15 protein-coding genes and 2 pseudogenes are annotated in these 18,640 nt (G+C 60.1%); 7 read left to right on the forward strand and 10 right to left on the reverse strand.

Features of this window, described 5'->3' with window-relative positions; translation table 11 throughout:
• Both ABRP86_RS08005 and ABRP86_RS08010 read left to right on the forward strand, forming a co-directional pair.
• Positions 1-653, forward strand: a pseudogene (locus tag ABRP86_RS08005) (HNH endonuclease signature motif containing protein); the annotation flags it as partial.
• Between the two features lie 28 nt (positions 654-681).
• Complete coding sequence (locus ABRP86_RS08010) at positions 682-963, forward strand: hypothetical protein (protein ID WP_023022733.1); 282 nt, start codon at positions 682-684, stop codon at positions 961-963.
• 127 nt (positions 964-1,090) lie between these two features.
• Here the strand turns inward: ABRP86_RS08010 and ABRP86_RS08015 are convergent, their stop codons facing one another.
• The 4 genes from ABRP86_RS08015 to ABRP86_RS08030 form a co-directional block, all read right to left on the reverse strand.
• Positions 1,091-1,378 carry a hypothetical protein gene (locus ABRP86_RS08015; RefSeq protein ID WP_156904618.1) on the reverse strand — a complete coding sequence of 96 codons (288 nt, stop codon included), beginning with the start codon at positions 1,376-1,378 and terminating at the stop codon, positions 1,091-1,093.
• A gap of 35 nt (positions 1,379-1,413) precedes the next feature.
• Complete coding sequence (locus tag ABRP86_RS08020; protein ID WP_349852783.1) at positions 1,414-1,848, reverse strand: hypothetical protein; 435 nt, start codon at positions 1,846-1,848, stop codon at positions 1,414-1,416.
• A 1,075-nt stretch (positions 1,849-2,923) separates the two neighbouring features.
• On the reverse strand, positions 2,924-3,016 hold the full coding sequence (locus tag ABRP86_RS08025; protein WP_349863618.1) for an excalibur calcium-binding domain-containing protein: 93 nt from the start codon (positions 3,014-3,016) through the stop codon (positions 2,924-2,926).
• A gap of 405 nt (positions 3,017-3,421) precedes the next feature.
• Positions 3,422-3,694: a hypothetical protein gene (locus ABRP86_RS08030; protein ID WP_023022726.1), complete on the reverse strand. Its 273-nt coding sequence runs from the start codon at positions 3,692-3,694 to the stop codon at positions 3,422-3,424.
• A 222-nt stretch (positions 3,695-3,916) separates the two neighbouring features.
• Here ABRP86_RS08030 and ABRP86_RS08035 point away from each other — a divergent pair.
• Positions 3,917-4,324, forward strand: a pseudogene (locus ABRP86_RS08035) (solute carrier family 23 protein); the annotation flags it as partial.
• Positions 4,325-4,450: 126 nt separating this feature from the next.
• Positions 4,451-5,482 (forward strand): HNH endonuclease signature motif containing protein, encoded by a 1,032-nt coding sequence (locus ABRP86_RS08040; RefSeq protein WP_349863620.1) that lies wholly within the window; start codon positions 4,451-4,453, stop codon positions 5,480-5,482.
• Between the two features lie 219 nt (positions 5,483-5,701).
• Here ABRP86_RS08040 and ABRP86_RS08045 read toward each other — a convergent pair whose 3' ends face one another.
• Genes ABRP86_RS08045 through ABRP86_RS08055 form a run of 3 tightly spaced genes read right to left on the reverse strand, consistent with a single transcriptional unit; the run spans position 5,702 to position 9,107 of the window.
• Positions 5,702-5,974, reverse strand: coding sequence for an HPr family phosphocarrier protein (locus ABRP86_RS08045; RefSeq protein ID WP_349863622.1), 273 nt, complete (start codon positions 5,972-5,974; stop codon positions 5,702-5,704).
• 55 nt (positions 5,975-6,029) lie between these two features.
• A complete protein-coding gene (locus tag ABRP86_RS08050; RefSeq protein ID WP_349863625.1) occupies positions 6,030-8,126 on the reverse strand; it encodes a PTS fructose transporter subunit IIABC in 2,097 nt (698 codons plus the stop codon).
• A gap of 18 nt (positions 8,127-8,144) precedes the next feature.
• Positions 8,145-9,107, reverse strand: a complete 963-nt coding sequence (locus tag ABRP86_RS08055) for a 1-phosphofructokinase family hexose kinase (RefSeq protein WP_349863628.1) — start codon at positions 9,105-9,107, stop codon at positions 8,145-8,147.
• Between the two features lie 210 nt (positions 9,108-9,317).
• Between ABRP86_RS08055 and ptsP the strand changes: the two genes are divergently transcribed.
• Complete coding sequence (gene ptsP, locus ABRP86_RS08060) at positions 9,318-11,006, forward strand: phosphoenolpyruvate--protein phosphotransferase (RefSeq protein WP_349863631.1); 1,689 nt, start codon at positions 9,318-9,320, stop codon at positions 11,004-11,006.
• Between the two features lie 68 nt (positions 11,007-11,074).
• Here ptsP and sugR read toward each other — a convergent pair whose 3' ends face one another.
• Positions 11,075-11,857, reverse strand: a complete 783-nt coding sequence (gene sugR / locus ABRP86_RS08065; protein ID WP_023022711.1) for a transcriptional regulator SugR — start codon at positions 11,855-11,857, stop codon at positions 11,075-11,077.
• 456 nt (positions 11,858-12,313) lie between these two features.
• On the reverse strand, positions 12,314-13,024 hold the full coding sequence (lexA, locus tag ABRP86_RS08070; RefSeq protein WP_349863634.1) for a transcriptional repressor LexA: 711 nt from the start codon (positions 13,022-13,024) through the stop codon (positions 12,314-12,316).
• 252 nt (positions 13,025-13,276) lie between these two features.
• Here lexA and ABRP86_RS08075 point away from each other — a divergent pair, with 252 nt between their 5' ends.
• Positions 13,277-13,681, forward strand: coding sequence for a hypothetical protein (locus ABRP86_RS08075; RefSeq protein WP_349863636.1), 405 nt, complete (start codon positions 13,277-13,279; stop codon positions 13,679-13,681).
• A gap of 204 nt (positions 13,682-13,885) precedes the next feature.
• Positions 13,886-14,344 (forward strand): transcriptional regulator NrdR, encoded by a 459-nt coding sequence (nrdR, locus tag ABRP86_RS08080; protein WP_023017363.1) that lies wholly within the window; start codon positions 13,886-13,888, stop codon positions 14,342-14,344.
• A 326-nt stretch (positions 14,345-14,670) separates the two neighbouring features.
• On the opposite strand, the gene hrpA is transcribed toward nrdR, so the two are convergent.
• Positions 14,671-18,573, reverse strand: coding sequence for an ATP-dependent RNA helicase HrpA (gene hrpA / locus ABRP86_RS08085; RefSeq protein ID WP_349863638.1), 3,903 nt, complete (start codon positions 18,571-18,573; stop codon positions 14,671-14,673).
• Positions 18,574-18,640: the final 67 nt, after the last annotated feature.

Consider the following 18,640-nt stretch of genomic DNA (forward strand, 5'->3'; position numbering starts at 1 on the left):
TTCGAAAGGTACCCGTGATGGTCGCCTTATTGTGCACCGGCACGAGGCTTACCACGGGTTACAGATACACCACACTAGTGGACGCAACCTGTGCCTTTAGCGCCAAGCAACGCACGGCGCGCTCGACGACGCACCCGCTCGACGTGCTCAGCCTCATCGAAAAGTTCGCGCTGCGCGCTCGCACCCAACGCGATGCTTGGGCCATACGCTCCGAGTTATGTGAGTTCCGCGGAAGCGCCACGGCCTTGCGTAAGCGGGCGCGCGACCTCTTGCGGGAGCTACAGCCGCCCCGCACTCCCAAGAAAGGCGTGCGGATCACCGGCCGGCCGCGCGGCCCGTGGTCGTTGACCATCACCGGGGAATCCGCCGACGTCGCCGATATGCACTCTGCCCTCGATAACGAGCGCCCATTGGAATCGGTCAAGTCCATCTTCTTCGGCGGGAAGTCCGGAGCGCGCACTACCGCTACCACCCAGGTGATCATCACCTTGGACGAGCTCGACCGCATCGTCGATGGCGATGGCGAGGAAATAACCTTGCAGCTCACCAATGGCTCGCGAATCAGGGGCGCTGACTTCGTCACCCGGGTCCTAAGCTCCCACGGGTACATCACGCTGGTACACCCTGTAGAGGCCAAGGGCCAAGGTTGTTGATGGTGATCCGGTAGAGGTCTCGGGGGTCTTGCGCACGGCCCGGGCAGCCCAGGCTTCCATGATCTGCTGGACGGTGCGCTTGCGGGCTGGGGTCGATCCACTCCTCGCGGTGAAGCGCGCGCACTTGCTCCTGGAGCCAGGCTTTGGCCTGCTTCTCGGTGTCGAAGGTCTTGGAGTGCTCCCGGTCGATGTTGTTCCGGTAGCGGGCTACCCAGCGGGTGCGGCCTTTGGTGTAGGTGCTGTCGGCCTTCTTGCGGGGTTTGGTGACGCGGCGTTGGATAGCCGTGCTATGCTCCTTGGAGGTGTTTGATCCTCGTGGTGGGGGACAGGCCCGTTGTTTCCCCGGTGGTGCGCAGGCCATCGGGGATTTTCTCATTGGGATCCAAGCATAGCACGGAGGGCCACGGGTGATGTTCCCGTGTCCCACTGTGCTGGGTTTATCCTTTTGGTATGGGAGCGAAGGTTCCGTCTAGCACTATTTTTGCTGGACTCATTTTCGCTTCAACTGCTATGGATACGGCTTCGTCAAGATGTACAGCCATGAGAGAGATTGGATGGTTGTCATCCCTAGCGCATCTCTCAAAGTAGTCTATCCACTCTGAATCGATTAGTGCTATCGGAATGGAACTGACTACGTTCTTGGCGTGACCTCGGACTATATTGACCCTTAACCCATCGTCATCTTCCATAAGATGGAGCCGCTTGTGGTTAGCAAAGTATGCCACGAGTTGCTCCTTGATGGAGTTGGCCTGGGGTGACATCAGTTGCACCCGTCATCCGTCGGAAAAGTGGTGAGCACTTCATGCTTGTCGGTCAGGATCGTCCTTGTTCGCTTTGTCTTGACGACTTCTCCAGAGTCCTTGTTGACGAGATAGATCTCTGAGCTGACACACCATTTGCCACCATCTTGCGGGGCAGTTTGATCGGGATTAGTGATGTTCTTGGTGAGCGCCATGTCTGCGATGTCGCGCCAGTTACGTCCCTCGATGTCGGCGAGTGTTTGCCACTGCGGGCCGTGGCGGTTGACAATGTGGCGGAATCCGACGTTCTCAGTTCCGCATTTCAGGGTGATGTCGCCAGCGCCAAGCTGGTTTTCTGGCGGCCCGTAGGGGCCACCGTGCCATGTGCGGATCACCTTGCCAATGTCTTTTGCTCCGTCTTGTGGGCAAGCGCCCCAAACCGCAGGATCTGGCATGTCAACAGCCTGCGCGGGGATCGTTAGTGAGTGGGCCGAATACCGCTGCGCTAAGGCTGACCGCAAGTAGTCTTTTGATTCTAATGTCCCCTCCTTAACTAGTGTGACTGGGATATCAATCATGGTAGGGTAGCGCCGCAGGTTTCACAACCGAGAAGAAGAGATTCCCCTCACGTCAGATATGTACGAAAGCGCCCCTGGCTTGCATGAGGTCAGGGGCAGGTAAGGAGTTTTGCAGGGGGCTACAGGGCGGCGTCGAACTTCGCTGCGCACTGTTTCGTCCATCCGGTGGTGCCGTCGGTGAATACCGTGGTGCCACGCTGGTAAAGGGTGTGGTCGGTGAGGCAGTGGGAGGTGGTCTGCCCGGTGTCCTGTACGGGCGGGGCAGGCGGTGCCGTGGCGTCATCGACCGGCTGGGCGGGTTGCGCGGGTAGCTTTGAGGTGTTGTCATCACCTTGAGCAGGGGCCGGAGCCCCCGGAAGATTCAGTACCCAAGCCTTCGTCGCACCTCGGGGTGAGATGGTGAGATTTTCCGCGTTCGCAGGTACCGCGTAGACGTTCTGCGTGCGCTGTTTTCACCCACGCGGGTGAGGCTATCCCCTGTGGGGACAAAGATTCGCAATCGAATGCGATGCCCAGCGGCTCCGAATATCCGTCCTTCGTGAGCACTTTCGCGTCGCCGGTGGTGAAGGAGAAGTTATCCGACCAGGAGTACTCATTGACGGCGATCTCCGCGTCAAAGGTGAGATAGGTCTGCTCCTCGGTGGGGCGTCTACGTAGCTGGCGACTCGGGGACACTGGTCATGTAGAGCCACGTTGCTGATAGTGACGTCAATGTCGCAGGTCCGATCACCATCGCAGGTGATGGTGAAAGGCTCTCCTTCATTGATGGTGTCCAGTGTGGGGTCCGAGGACGCAGCCACCTCGGTGGAAGGAGCGGCTTCCGCAGTCGTGGTGATGTCCTCCTTGGCCTCATTAGCGCTGCTGCACGCGGACAGGAGCAGGGCAGCGGGGATCAAGACGCCCAGGGGCCGGATAGTGGTGCACTGCATGATGGGTTCCTTTCTAGGTGGGGCTACTCGCAGGTCACGCCGTCGCCGTCTTTGTCGAGATCGCGGCTGTTACCGGAGCTGTCTGTGTAGAGCGGAGCAGCACCGGCAGCACGCACGGCTGCGCAGTTCTTGTAGTAGGTGGATGCTGCAGGGGCGGGGCGACAGGAGCTTCATAGGCGGGAGCAGGATCCGCCACAGGGGCCGGAGCGTTAGCCTCCTCCACGTCCCCCGCAGCTGTGTCGTTGCTCTCCTCGACAGCGGTTTCCACCGGCTCCTCAACCTGCTCTGGCTCCTCCTCCTGGTTGACCACCTCGGTCAGGGTGACCTCTGCGGTCACAGCCCCCTCTGAGGTCACCTCCACAACGCAGGTCTGCATCGCCGTAGGAGTCTCCACCACAGGCTCCTTCTCGGGTACGTCGCTCTCTGTCGCCGGGACAATCGCAGACCCCACAACCAGCCCCACGATGGACCCGATGGCAATGACAGGCCACCGCCGGTTGACCTTCTCAGCGGCGGGCGGCTTACCAAGCAGGTACGATCCGCTTCGGACAAGAACGTGTAATTCTCAACCCCCTTCGCGGCTTCCGCAGAGCGTCCCTGTCGTGCTTCTCACAGTACATCCACCAGCCGCCAGGCAAGATGATCGCGACCCCCATGATGACCGCACCGATGAAGGTTCCAACACCGCCCTTCCCGATGCTGAGGAGACCTCCGAGCACCAACAGCACCCCGAGGATGATGGAGGCCCAGGCCAGGACGGTTTTCCAGGTTGGCGGTTTATGCTGCTCAGCCATAATTCAACTCCCAGTATCTCGTGTCACAGGGGGTACGAAAGTATCCTAAGCCGCCCAGCTCGCAAGGCAGAACACAACGCGGGTAGTGGGGGGACACCCCCAGGATCCCGCAAAAATCCCGCAAGCCACGCCGGAACCCCTGGAATGGCCGGAATAACCTGAATGCTCGGACGGTTCTGACCTGCGGAACTGTGAAACCACTGGTAGTGGAATCGGGTTGCAACGTTTGCAGAGAATATCGGCGTTATGGCCGCCACGCGCGTCTATTCCACGGCCGCGTATTGGGTTGCGGCCCTGACCGCTATTTTGCTGGCGTTCGTCCCGAAGTTCGGTGCGCTGATTTTCTCCATTCCCACCGGCGTGCTTGGCGGGGCCACCCTCGTGCTCTATGGGCTTATCGGCATGCTGGGCGTGCGGATCTGGATGGATAATGAGGTCAACTTCAATAACCCGGTGAACCTGACGGCGGCCGCGGTGGCCTTGATCGCGGGCATCGGCAACCTGACCCTGACCGTGGGAGGGGTGAGCCTGGAGGGCATCGCCTGGGGTTCTGTCGGCATCATCATTGCGTATCCCATCATGCGGCGGCTGTACGAAACCGTGGGCGAAGGCCACGACGCTAAATACTAAAATCTGTGGATAACTTTGTTGACCCCGCCGCGAAATAGCGCCGTGGCGGTAAGGTTCGCAGCGTAATCCACAGGCCTTCGTGCGTGCGGTCGCCGTTGCGCCGGATTGTGCGTTGTACTAGGCGGCATGAACGCACTCGACCGTTATTTAACCGCGCTGGGCCAAGGTATGGATATCATCGCCGCCGCCCGGGGCTTAAGCGAGCGCGACTTGGTGCAGCGCGGCGCCAGCGACATCGCCGCGCGCGAGGTGGTGCATCTTTGCGATGTCTATTTTGGCCGCTGTGCCTTTAGCGCCAAGCAACGCACGGCGCGCTCGACGACGCACCCGCTCGACGTGCTCAGCCTCATCGAAAAGTTCGCGCTGCGCGCTCGCACCCAACGCGATGCTTGGGCCATACGCTCCGAGTTATGTGAGTTCCGCGGAAGCGCCACGGCCTTGCGTAAGCGGGCGCGCGACCTCTTGCGGGAGCTACAGCCGCCCCGCACTCCCAAGAAAGGCGTGCGGATCACCCGCCGGCCGCGCGGCCCGTGGTCGTTGACCATCACCGGGGAATCCGCCGACGTCGCCGATATGCACTCTGCCCTCGATAACGAGCGCCCATTGGAATCGGTCAAATCCATCTTCTTCGGCGGGAAGTCCGGAGCGCGCACCACCGCGACCACGCAGGTGGTCATCACCTTGGACGAGCTCGACCGCATCGTTGATGGCGATGGCGAGGAAATAACCTTGCAGCTCACCAATGGCTCGCGCATCAGCGGCGCCGACCTCGCGAGCCGCGTCTTAAGCGATCACGGATACATCACGCTTGTGCATCCCGTTGAAGGGCCGGTCAACTTGTACCGCACGTCCCGGTTTGCCAATGCGAAGCAGCGCTTGATGGCAGCCGCCGTCAATCCCGTATGCCCCTGGGAAAAGTGCAATTATCCTGCCGATGAGTGCCAGATCCACCACCTAGAAAGCTGGCAGCACGGTGGCAATACCAATGCCGCTAACCTCGCTACTTGTTGCCCGTACCATAACGGCGTCAACGATGATGACCCGCAGGCCCCGCCGCGGCGCGGGCGATTGGCCCGAATACAAGGAAAGGTCCGCTGGCTTCCGCCGTGGGCCACGAACCCCGGCAGCCCGAACGAAAACGACAGGCCGCCATCCTAAGAATCCGGGACAAGAGGATTAGCACAAAAAGATCCGCGCGCCCGCACCGATCCACAGGCTCAGGGCCAAAAATCTAAGCGACCGCGCTTGTGCGCCGCGCGAGCTGAATAGCCGGCGCAATGGGCACTAGGAAACCCGCCTATGGATCGCAAAAGCTCCCCGCCGTCAAGGCGAGGAGCGTACGAGTCGTGCTTAAACGCTAGTTATGAGCAGCAGCGCTTAGGAAGCGTCGAGATCCTGCTCGATGAGGCCGGCGATCTTCTCAACGGCTTCTTCGTTATCAGAGGTAACGGTGACCTCGTCGCCCTGCTCGGCACCGAAGGCCATGATCATCAGGGAAGAAGCGGCGTCGGTCTCGTTATCGTCATCTTCTTCACCAACGAGGCTCAGGAAGATGTCCTCGTCGAATTCGCCAGCGGCGTCAGCGATGATGGAGGCAGGACGTGCGTGCAGTCCTACAGAGGAGCCCACCTTTACAGTCTTGGAAGCCATGGAAATTATCCTTTCTGTAGTTAATTTATCGTGATCCAGTGTACGAGCGTTTGGTTTATGCCGCCACGTTCTGGGAACCGGTTTTGGTCTCTGGAGCAGCCTTTTGCGCAGCTTGCTGGACGGTCTTATTGGGCCAGAATTGCTTCATGGCCAAGAGCGCGACGGTGGATACCGCCACGCCGGCGAGGATTGCGACTAGGTAGGCCCAGAACGGATCGATGGCGAAGGCGACGAAGACACCACCGTGCGGGGCGCGCGACTCGACCGACAGCGCCATGGAAATAGCACCCGTCACGGCGCCACCAGCCATCATGGAAGGGATGACGCGGAACGGATCGGCCGCGGCGAAGGGGATGGCGCCTTCGGAGACGAAGGACAAGCCGAGCAACCAGGCGGACTTACCGTTTTCCTGCTCGGCAGGGGTAAATAGCGACTTGCGAATGAAGGTTGCCAAGGACAGTGCGATGGGCGGCACCATGCCGGCGGCCATGACAGCGGCCATGATTTGCATGGAGGCTGCGTCGCCGGTGGACAACCCCGCGGTGGCAAAGAGGTATGCGGCCTTGTTGACTGGGCCGCCCAGGTCGACGCACATCATCAGGCCTAAGATGATGCCGAGCACTACGGTAGAAGACCCAGACATGGAAGACAGCCAATCTTGCAGGCCCTCCATCAGCGCGGCCAGTGGGGCGCCCAAGAGCAGGTACATCGACAGGCCAACGACGAGGGAGGTCAAAAGCGGAATGATGACCACCGGCATGAGGGAACCGAGCCAGCGCGGGACCTTCCAATTGCCAATCCAGAGGGCGATGAAGCCGGCCAACAAACCGGTGACCAGGCCACCGATGAAGCCCGCGTCGAGGGTCACAGCGATAGCACCGCCGACAAAGCCCGGCGCAATACCAGGGCGCCCGGCCAGGGCGTAGGCGATATAGCCAGAAAGTGCGGCGACAATAAAGCCCATTGCGGCCTGGCCGATGGCAAAAAGCACCGCGCCTATATAAAGCGAGTAGCCGGAATGCTCGAACGACATCGTCTCACCGTCGACGATGATGTCATTGCCCGGCAGGTTGGATAGGGAGTAATCCGTGGAAAGCGCCTGCCAGCCATTGGCCATATCGGCGCCGCCGAAGAGGAATCCGAGGGCCAAGAGAAGGCCGCCGGCGGCAACGAACGGCACCATGTAGGACACACCGGTCATAATCGCCTGCTGGATGCGCTTGCCCCAACCCAGCGACTTACCTTCTTCTTCGGCGGAGGAGGAAGAGGCGGTGCCAGAGACCTTTCGGGCATTTGGGTTCTTCGCCGCCGCGATGGCCTCGTCGAGCATCTTGCCGGGCTCGTTGATGGCCCGCTTGACGCCGGATTCGATGACGGGTTTGCCCGCGAAGCGCTCGCGGTCGCGCACGCCAACGTCCGTGGCAAAGATGACGGCATCGGCAGCATCGATGGTGGACTGCGAGACCGATTCATTATTGGACGAGCCCTGGGTTTCGACGGTGAGATCGACGTTGTCGCGCTCGCCGGCAGTTTGGGTGAGGGCATCGGCAGCCATGTAAGTGTGCGCGATGCCGGTTGGGCAGGCCGTGATGGCAACGATGCGGGTAGCTTGCGCCGAAGCACCCGCGCTTGCCGATGCCCCTTCCGCAGCCCCAGCTGCAGCCTCCGCGGTGTCCTGCTTTTTCTTCTTCGGCTTTTCCGCGTTGACGACGGCTAAGATTTCCTTGACGATTTCTTCCTTCGTCGACGCGGTGCGCAGGGCCTCTAGGAAGTCCTTGCGGACGAGGGCGCGGGCGAGCTTGGAAAGAATCTGCAGGTGGGCCTTGCCACCGCCGGCGGGGGCGGCGATGAGGAAGACCAACTGGGCATAGCCGTCGGGGCCGGAAAAATCTACGCCGCGGGTAAGGCGGGCGAAAGCCAGGGTCGGCTCGGTGACGGCCTCGGAACGGCAGTGGGGGATGGCCACGCCGCCTGGCACGCCGGTGCCGGCCTTGGCCTCGCGGTCGATGGCGGGCTGGGCGAGGCCTGCGACCTCGGTTGCGCGCCCGGTATCGTGCACCAAAGTGGCGAGGTTGGTGATAACGGAATCGACGCTATCGCCAAAGTCAGCGTCAAGCGCGACGAGTTCTGTGGTGATGAGATCGGATGCCATGATGGAAGGCTCCTTTAGCTATAGAGCGGAGATGGAGGTATGGGCGGTATCGAGTTCTTCGGGACTGGGGAATTGGGTGCCGGGTTTTGCGGCCGCAGCGGTGCCATAAGCCACCGAGAGCGCGAGGGAATTTGCTGGCCCTTTCCCCTGCGTGTGCCCCAGTAGGTATCCGGCCAATGCGGCATCACCCGCGCCAACGGTGGATTTCACCGTGGCGGGAGGTGGGGTCGCAGCCCACGCGCCGTCTGCGGTCACCAGCACGGCGCCGGCGCCGCCGAGGGTGACGAGCACTTCCTTGATGCCGCGCCCCACGACATCCCTTGCAGCCTCCACGACTAGGCTATAGTCCCCGGCCGCAGCGGCGCGCTCGAGGGCGAGGCCATCCTGGCCGGTGAGCTGCCCCAGTTCGAAACCGTTAGGTTTGATGAGATCTGGGGCTGCGGAATCGAGCTGCTCGGCGATGGCTTTCATCGGGGCATCGGAAGTATCGACGGCGATGCGCGCCTGCGGGGCGGCATTCCGGATTTCCTTGATGAGGTCGGTGTACCACCCGGCGTCAATGCCTTTGGGCAACGATCCGGCAAGGGCTACCCAATCGGCGGATTGGGCATGACGGGTAAGGGTGGCGATGAGGTGGTTTTGGGTGGCATCGGAAAGCAGCGGGCCAGGGCCGTTGACCTTGGTGGTCGTGCCATCTGGCTCGGTGATGGTGGTATTGACGCGCACGCCGCCATCCATGTCCACGTGGGCGTAGGGGAGGTCGACGTCGTGGATGAGGTTGATGAAGGGATCGGCCGCGCGGGCGGGGAAGAGGGCGAGGGTTTCTTTCCCGGCGAGGTGCACGGCGTGGGCGACGTTGACGCCTTTGCCGCCGGCAACCTGGGTAACACTGGCGGCTCGGTGGACATCGCCTGAGGTTAAAGGCTGATTGAGCGCCAGGGTGGCGTCAATGCTTGGGTTTGGGGTGAGCGTGAGGATCATCGAGAACTTATCCCTTTCGCAGTGTGCGTATATTGGGGGCCACACGCAGTCCGGTCCGGTTGGAACTCGCGCTTAAGCCCGCCGTTAATGTTTATTCTTGCCCGATTGTGTTGGAAAGTCAATAGAAACCGTGTGGCATACATTGCATTTCTGTTGGATTTGTGATGATCTGGAAATAAATAAGCCGCTATCTTCGAAGGAAGTATCGCCATGGAAAATACGCTTCAGTCCACTGTTAAAGGAACCGGCGTTGTCGCTGGAGTTGCCTATGCAGAAGCCGTATGGGTGCGCCCCCGCCCGGAGCTGCCTACTGAAGGAAGTATTGACCAAGAGGCCAGCAGCGAAGCCGAATACGATCGCTTCCTCGAGGCAGTCGATGTTGTCGCTGGCCGCTTGGAAAACCGCGCCGCAGCCGCGGAGGGCCAAGCCTCGGAAGTGCTGACCGCAACCGCCGGCATGGTCAAGGACCGCGGCTGGCACAAGGCCGTGCGCAAGAACATCCGATCCGGCAAGAATGCCGAGTTCGCCACGGTGGGAGCCACGGACAAGTTCGTCACCATGTTTGAGGCGGCCGGCGGCGTTATGGCTGAGCGCACCACCGATCTGAAGGACGTGCGCGACCGCGTCATCGCCCAGCTGCGCGGCGAGCAGGAGCCCGGTTTGCCCATGGTGGAAGGCCAAGCGGTACTTTTTGCCGATGACCTCGCGCCTGCCGATACAGCCACCCTGGATACCGCGCATATCCGTGCGCTCGTTACCGAGTTGGGCGGGCCCACCAGCCATACCGCGATCATCGCTCGCCAGCTCGATATTCCGTGTATCGTCGCCGTGGGAAATAAGCTGCGGGAGATCGAAAGCGGCACGCTCGTCTTCGTCGACGGTGCGCTCGGAACCGTGACGCTGGGTGCGGACGAGGAAGAATCCACCAAGGCGGTCGCGGAATACCGCGAGCGCGCCGCCCGCGTGGCCGAATGGACTGGGCCGGCGCAAACCAAGGACGGCCACCGCGTGCAGCTGTTGGCCAACGTGGCCGATGGCAACGCCGCCCGCATTGCCTCCGACTCGCAGGCAGAGGGCATTGGCCTCTACCGCACGGAGTTGTCGTTCCTGTCCGCGAGCGAGGAGCCGTCTGTAGATGAGCAGGCAAAGATCTACAGCAAGGTCTTTAACGCCTACCCCGATTCCAAGGTCGTGGTGCGCACCTTGGATGCTGGCTCCGATAAGCCGATTTCTTATGCCACGTTGTCCTCTGAGGAAAACCCCGCGCTGGGTGTGCGCGGTCTGCGCATTGCCCGCGATAACGAGTCCCTGCTCACGCGCCAGTTGGATGCCATCGCACAAGCTGCGGAGTCCCGTGGCGATGATGCAGAGACCTGGGTCATGGCACCGATGGTAGCGACCTCGAAGGAGGCCCAGTGGTTTGCGGAGCTGTGCCGGGAGCGCGGCCTGACCGCGGGCGCGATGATTGAGGTCCCCGCGGCCGCGCTGATGGCGGATAAGATCATGCCGCACTTGGACTTCGTATCCATCGGCACCAACGATCTCACCCAGTACACGATGGCCGCTGACCGCGTGTCGCCGCAGCTTGCGTACCTTACCGACCCGTGGCAACCGGCCGTGCTCCGCCTGATCCAGCACACCTGCATCGCTGGGCACGAATACAACGTTCCGGTTGGCGTGTGCGGTGAGGCTGCCGCCGATCCGCTATTGGCCTGCGTATTGACCGGCCTTGGCGTCAATTCCTTGTCGGCTGCGTCGACCGCAGTCGCCGGTGTCGGTGCCCAATTGGCCGAGCTGACCTTCGACCAGTGCCAGCAGCTTGCCGATGCCGCCCTCAACTCCGAGGGCCCGTCCGCCGCCCGTGCCGCGGCGATGGAGCAGATAGAAAAGTTCAACTAGCGGCATGAAGTTTCGCCCTCCCCACCTTGGAGCCGAGGTAGGGAGGGCGAAGGCGTGTCTGCCCAGAGCTATTCGCTGGCTAGCACAACGTCTATCTCGCGCTCGCGGAGAGCATCGACGAAGGATTCCGGCGCACCGGAGTCAGTGATGACGACATCGATATCGGCAATGGAAGCGAAGCTCACCAGGTAGTCGTTGCCCAATTTGCTGGAATCGCACATGACCACGACCTTGTGGGCATTCGTGACGAAGGCGGATTTGATGGCTGCTTCTTGGGAATCGGCCGTCGACAAGCCGTGATCGAGGGTCAGGGCATTGGTGCCGATAAAGGCGACATCGGCACGCATGAGCGCCATGGTGCGCAATGCGGTATCGCCGACTACGGCCTGAGTGATGGCGCGTACGGTTCCGCCGAGGAGCTGGACATCGGGTACACCACTATTGGCGAGGGATAGCGCAATGGGCAGGCTATTGGAGACGATATTGAACTGTGCCTGCGGGTATTGCTGGCTGATAAGTTCGGCAAAGGTATTGATGGTGGTTCCTGCGTCCAAAAAGATGCTGCCGCCGCCCGGAGGGAGGAAATCGAGCGCGGCATGCGCGATAGCCGCCTTGGCCCCCGATGCGGAACGCTGACGGGTATCGAGGGTGAGCTCCGCGGTCTGGAAGGCTTGTGAAGCAACGGCGCCACCGTGAACGCGGTGGACAACGCCCTCTCTATCCAGCACGGCCAGGTCGCGGCGGATGGTTTCGGCGGTGACGTCGAAACGCTCTGATAAATCGGTAACGTTGACGCGACCCTCGACTGCAGTTTGGGACGCGATCTGGCGGCGTCGCTCCTCTGCGTACACGGACCCTCCTTGCTCCTCGCCTTCGGCCGGGCACTTACTCCATTTGCGAATACAGGCGCGCGGTGAAAGCCATATGATGTGGGATTTCTCCTTCCATTGTGTCAAAATTCGGCGGTAATCGGACGAAAACAAAAATTGAGGTTTGCGACACTGTCTGGTTTAAATAAAACCCGCTGGTCAGGTGGGTATATTTCCCCTAGATGAAAGCCAACCCTAGTTGTGTTTAATTTACGGATCCGTTATTTCGGGGGTACTTTCTCAATAAGAGTCCGAGTTGAAGTTGGTTTTATAGGGCACGGTAAAACTGGTATTGCCCTGCTCTCCAAGTGGGGAGGCAGGGCAGCGCAAGAGGTGTGAAAGCACGCATTTCAAAAAAGTGGACGCAGAATGCGGGCAGAGGTAGTGGCCGCTAGTGAAGAACCGGCGTGTAGCGACCTCACACCTGCCTGACGCGGATTAGAGCTTGCGGAAGACGGATACTACCTTGCCCATAATCTCTGCATCGTCGCCGTTGATGGGCGGATAGGCATCATTGTGCGGAAGGAGCCAAACGCCAGAAGAGTCACGGTGGAATTCCTTGACGGTGGCCTCCGAGCCATCGAGAAGCGCGGCCACAAACTCGCCTTCCTCAGCTACTGACTGAGACCGGATGATAACCCAGTCGCCGTTGAGGATGCCCGCATCCTGCATGGAATCACCCACAACCTGCAACATATAAAGCTCGCCTCCTCCAACGACCTCGTCCGGCATGGGGAAATACGTATCGATATTTTCCTCGGCGGTGATCGGTGCACCGGCGGCAATGCGCCCAACGACGGGAATATAAGCTACGGCAGCAGACTCTTCAGGGCCGTTGGCAGAGGTATCGGGAGCCTCCTTAGACTTGCGGCCCGGTTTCTTTTCGGCGTCGTTAGTATTGAGGTGGCGTACGTCGACCGCGCGTGGCTTGTTGGGGTCGCGGCGCAAGAAGCCCTTTTCTTCTAGCTGCTTGAGTTGGTAGGCCACGGACGAGGTGGATTGCAGGCCTGCGGCATCGCCAATTTCGCGGATGCTGGGTGGGTAGCCGCGTAGCATCACCGCGTCGCTGATGACGTTAAGGATGCGGCGTTGCCTTTCGGAAAGGGAGGCGTAATCGTTCTTTGCGGTGCTTGCTTTCTTGCGGCCCATGTGCGGCTCCTAGCTAGGGGTCTGTGATTCTGCGGTCGTAGCTTGAAAAGGGACTGGGTGGCAGCTGCATGCCATAAACCATTTGTAGCACGAAAAGTACAGGCGTTCGAGATTTGCACGCAAAACTGGACAGAGTTTCGAAGGAATGCTATAAATCGAACATAGAATCAATATCGAACACAGGAGCGACATTGTGCTTCTGTCGTGTCAAGGGGCCGCTTTAGACTTACGGCGGTCGTCGAAAGGAAAACAATGTCTCAACTACTCAACTCTCGTAATAACATGGTTAAACAGCACTCGGCACGCCCGCAGATCGTACCTTCAGCCGCTATCTGGGATATTGATGATCGCAGTTGGGGTGGGCAGCATCCCCGCTCTGAAATAGGGAAGATTAGGACTCTAGATTCTGAATATCGAACGAATCCTAAGGAGCATTCGAATATGTGGACTGACGAATATTCGTTTTCTAATGTGGCGAACAAGGCGGTAGAAGAAGACGATGCCCACAGTTCACGCAAGAATTACCTCCTTGGTGCCGTCTTCGGCGCTGCGGTGTTTTTCGGCACGGTCGTCGGCGGATTGATGGGCACGAACGCTGAGACACCAACCGGACCTGGTGCCTCAGTACAGCAAGTGGAAGCAGCCATCGTTCAGTAGTGCATATTGCAGTAAAACGAGCGCTGGGGAAGTTCTAAGTTTGGCGCTTTGTTTGGCAGCAGCTTTGTTTTCCCAGTAGACACGGCGCCCGCTTGCGCAACCGGGCAGTTACGCGGTCCGGGATGTGCTGTATTGGCGTCCTGTCTTCGCTTTGGCCTCGGGAGGTAAACTAAGTCGAGAAGCTATTTTAGCGAAAGGACTTGTGTGTACTGCCCGTTTTGCCATAACGAACAATCCCGCGTTATCGACTCGCGCGTGGTAGATGCAGGCGCATCGATACGGCGGCGCCGCGAGTGTGCTTCGTGTAAAGGGCGTTTTACCACTGTGGAAAAGGCAGTGTTGCTGGTCGTTAAGAGAAACGGCCTTGCAGAACCATTTAGCAGGGATAAGCTCATTCGGGGTGTCAGGCGCGCTTGCCAAGGCCGAGATGTTAGCGATGACGCCCTTAAAAAGTTGGCGCAAGAAGTTGAGGAAACCGTGCGGGGGCATGGGTCTTCACAGGTTAATGCCAACGAAATCGGGTTAGCGATCCTTGAGCCATTGCGTGACCTAGACGAGGTCGCATATCTGCGCTTCGCCTCGGTATATAAATCTTTCGAGAGCGCGGATGACTTTGAATCGGAGATTCGACTGATGCGGCGACGCGATCGTGGCGACCTTTAGGCTGCGAGGCTCTGGGTGGTTTCTTAGCAGTTATACAGCCGTCCCAGCGTAGGTTTAGACCAGCTATTTTTGGCTTTTGTATGCATGACGCCTGTGGGCCTACCAAATTCTCACGCCGCCGGCGGACGAGAGAATGGATTTCCTTGTGATTAAACGACAGTTGTGTCTTGCTGGCAACTGTGACCAGCCGGTGGCTTTGGCTGGTCGGCAGTTGCAGTTGCAGTTGAAGTTGCAGTTCTGGCTGGCAGTGTTGGCTGGCGGCTGTGCCCGACCAGCCGGGGCAGGAGCGGATTTCTAGGCCGGGGCGGGAACGCGGTGTTGGGAGGTCAACGCAGCTTATCCACTGCTTTTTGGATCCTCCGCAGAGACACCGCGTGCGCAGTGCCGAGGCGCTGGGCAAATAGTGAGACCCGCAATTCCTCAATCATCCAGTGGATGTCCTTGACTTCGCGCGTCTTTTCACGGCCCGCGGGGAGGTTGCGTAGCCGGTTTGTCAGGTAGGCCTTGGCGTCATCGACCTCAGCCTGGCGGTCGGCATCGCGATCTGGGTCGAGCGACAGGTCTTCCAAACGGATCCGCATTGCTTGGATGTAGCGGGGAAGGTGTCGCAGGTGCGCGGATCCATGCACGGTTATGGCGTTCGGCGGAAGAAGGAAAGCGAGTTGCTTCTCCATATCGTCAATGGCGGGCCCGTCCCAGTGAGAAAGCTCGGCGCGGAGGTTGGAATACTCAGCCAAGCCCGGTGCGATTGAGACAATTGATTGCCGCACGCGGCCGGGGACCTGCGGTTTCACGGAATCCTTGAGCTCGGTAAACGCCTCTGGGGAGCGCACGGGTCCGCCGGCTTCGAGCATGAGGTCACGGATTGCTGCGACGCGTGCGTCATTGACCAGCCCGTCGGCACCGCCATGCGGATACGAATCCACGGCGACGCGCTGTTGCAAGGGCAGCCCCTTGACCATCTGCGCGGTCGAGACGGAAATTTCGCGCATTAAGAGCGTGAGGGTGGTGGTGACCATGGCGGCATCGGCAGCGGCCTTGGTGGGGTGAACCTTGAGCTCGACGCCGTCCTTGGTGGCGACCAGTGCTGGGTAGGCGGTTACTTCGTGGCCGTCAACGGTGGTGGTGACGGTCTCGTCAACGGTGCCGAGGGTATCGTCGGTCCACTCGCTGACGGCGGTGGATTCGGCGGTGCGGCTTACTTGTGAGACGGAGGATTTGATGTGGCCGGCCTGGCGCTCGCGCAGGGCGGCAAGGTCCCTATCGGAGTCGATGATGGTGCCACGCTTGTCGATGGCCGCGTAGTTCATCCGCAAATGATCCGGCAGCTTCTCCGGTTGGAAGTCGGAGGCGTTGATACCGTGGCCGCCGAGTTCGCGCAGGACATCGGCAAGCTGCTGGGTAAGGGGGCATTCGAAGGGAATGAGGCGGTCCATGGCGCGTTCGGCAAATTCCGGGGCGGGCACGACGGTGCGTCGCAGGGCCTTGGGAAGGGAACGAATAAGTTCATTGACGAGCTCGAATCGCAGGCCGGGAACGAGCCAATCGAAGCCCTCGGTATTGAGACCGGCAAGCATGGGTACAGGCACCATCACGGTGACGCCATCGAGGGGATCGCCGGGTTCGAATTTATAAGTCAGCTCGTAATCGATGGAGCCCTTGCGCCAGTGATCGGGAAAGGAGACTTCGGTGACGTCGTGGGAGTCATCGACAAGCGTGGCTGGATCGAAATTCAGCAGATCGGGTTCCTGGCGGCGCTTTTTCTTCCACCAAGAATCGAAATGCCGGCCCGTGGTGACCTTGTCTGGAATGCGCTGGTCATAGAAATCAAAGAGGGTATCCTCATCCACGATGAGACCGCGGCGGCGGGCCTTTTCCTCGTATTCTGCGGCCTCATCAAGGGCCTGCGCATTTGCCTTGAGGAAGTCGTGGTGCACGTTCCACTCGCCGGCAATAAGGGCGTTGCGGATGAACATATCGCGCGCAGCGACGGGATCCACGCGGTGGTAGGGCACGGTGCGATCCGCAACGATTGGCACTCCGTAGAGCGTGGATTTTTGGTGCGCGATGGCGGCCGCGCGCTTGCGGGACCACGTGGGATCGGAATAGTTGTGCTTGAGCAGGTCCGCGCCGAGCTTTTCCACCCACGCCGGATCGATGGCGGCAACGTCGCGGGCCCAGAGCCGAGAGGTTTCGACGAGCTCAGCCGCCATGAGGAATTCGGGCGGCTTTTTGGCCAAGGCGGAGCCTGGAAAGACGAGGAAGCGGGTATTGCGCGCGCCGTGGAACTCCTTGGAATTGCCGTCGCGGGCGCCGATATTGGATAGCAGGCCAGAAAGCAGCGCGATATGAATATCGTCGGAGCGGCGTTCGGTGCCTTCTTGGTAATCCCACCCCAGCTGCTTGGAGACGTCCTTGAGTTGGCGGACCAAGTCGAACCACTCGCGGATGCGCATATAGTGGAGGAACTCCTGCTTCATGCGCTTGCGGAATTTATTGCCCGATTGCTCATTGCGGGTCTGCTTGATGTAATCCCACAACTTCAGCATGGACAAAAAGTCAGAGGTCTTGTCCTTAAAGCGCGCGTGCGCCTGATCGGCTTGCGCTTGGTAGTCCAGCGGACGTTCGCGCACATCTTGGATGGTCATGGCGGCAACGATGACGATGACATCGTGGAGGCAGCCGTTGGTATGGGCCTCGATAAGCATGCGCGCCATGCGTGGATCGAGTGGGATGCGGGCCAAGTTGCGGCCGGTTTCTGTTAGCTTAGGCTTCTCGTGCTTATCCTGGAGCGCCCCGAGCTCGTGGAGGAGGTTGAGGCCATCGCGAATGGCCTTGAACTCGGGTGGCTGGAGGAAGGGGAATTGCTCGATTTCGCCGAGCTTGAGCGAGACCATCTGCAAAATGACGCTGGCCAGGTTGGTGCGCAGGATTTCCGGATCAGTAAATTCCGGGCGGCTTTGGAAGTCCTGCTCACTGTAGAGGCGGATGGCGATGCCATCGGCGACGCGGCCGCACCTACCGGAGCGCTGGTTGGCAGAGGCCTGAGAAATGGGCTCGATGGGCAGGCGTTGCACCTTGGTGCGCGTGGAATAGCGCGAGATACGCGCGGTGCCTGTATCCACGACGTAGCGGATTCCGGGCACGGTCAGCGAGGTTTCGGCGATATTGGTGGCCAAAACGATGCGCCGCCCGCGGTGACTGCTAAATACGCGGTGTTGTTCCTGGTTGGATAGGCGCCCGAAGAGGGGCGCGACCTCGACGTTTTTCCATTTTTTAGCCTCGATGGCTTCCATGGCATCGCGGATATCGCGCTCGCCTGGGAAAAAGCAGAGGATATCGCCGTCGCCTTCTGCCATGAGCTCTTCGATGGCCTCGGTTAAGCCATCGAGCGGGTCCTGATCCACCAGCTTTCCACCGGCCTCGAATTCGAGGGGGCGGTAGCGAATTTCTACCGGATAGGTGCGCCCGGATACCTCAATGATGGGCGCAGGCGTGCCATCGGGTTGGGCGAAGTGCTCGGCAAAGCTTTCCGGATCGATGGTTGCGGAGGTGATGATCACCTTGAGATCGGGCCGCTTGGGAAGCAACCGTTTGAGATACCCCAAGAGGAAGTCGATATTCAGCGAACGCTCGTGTGCCTCATCGATAATGATGGTGTCGTATTTATTAAGGAAGCGATCGCGCTGCATTTCCGCTAGCAGGATGCCGTCCGTCATGAGTTTTACGGCGGTGGTATCAGAGACCTGGTCATCGAAGCGGATGGCGTAGCCTACCGATTCCCCGATATCTTGGTCCAGCTCGGAGGCGATGCGCTCGGCGACGGTCCGCGCGGCGATGCGGCGCGGCTGCGTATGGCCGATAAGGCCGCGGCGGCCCCGTCCGATGTCGAGGCAGATCTTGGGGATCTGCGTGGTCTTACCAGAACCGGTTTCGCCGGCGATGATGATGACCTGGTTTTCTTCAATTGCGGCGGCGATATCGTCCTTGCGGGCGCTGACCGGCAGGGAATCGGGGTAGGTGAGTTGGGGGACGGCGGCATCGACAAGCGCTAGGCGATCTGCGGCAGCCTGGATATCCTGGCCAATTTCGCGCAGGGCCTTGGGGGCGCGTGCCTTCGACAGGCGGCGGCGGAAGCTGCGGGCCTCGGCGATGGTGACGTTGTCTAATGCGGCAAAAAGTTCATCGCGGCTAGGGGCCTGCGACGTCGTTGTTTCATGCTGTGTCATGGCTAGTCTATGAGCTTACCCCGGTTACGTGGAGTGGAAAAAGTTGCTATTGTGAAAACACTTGTCT

Source organism: Corynebacterium sp. KPL3927 (assembly GCF_040225835.1).
Classification (GTDB): Bacteria; Actinomycetota; Actinomycetes; order Mycobacteriales; family Mycobacteriaceae; genus Corynebacterium.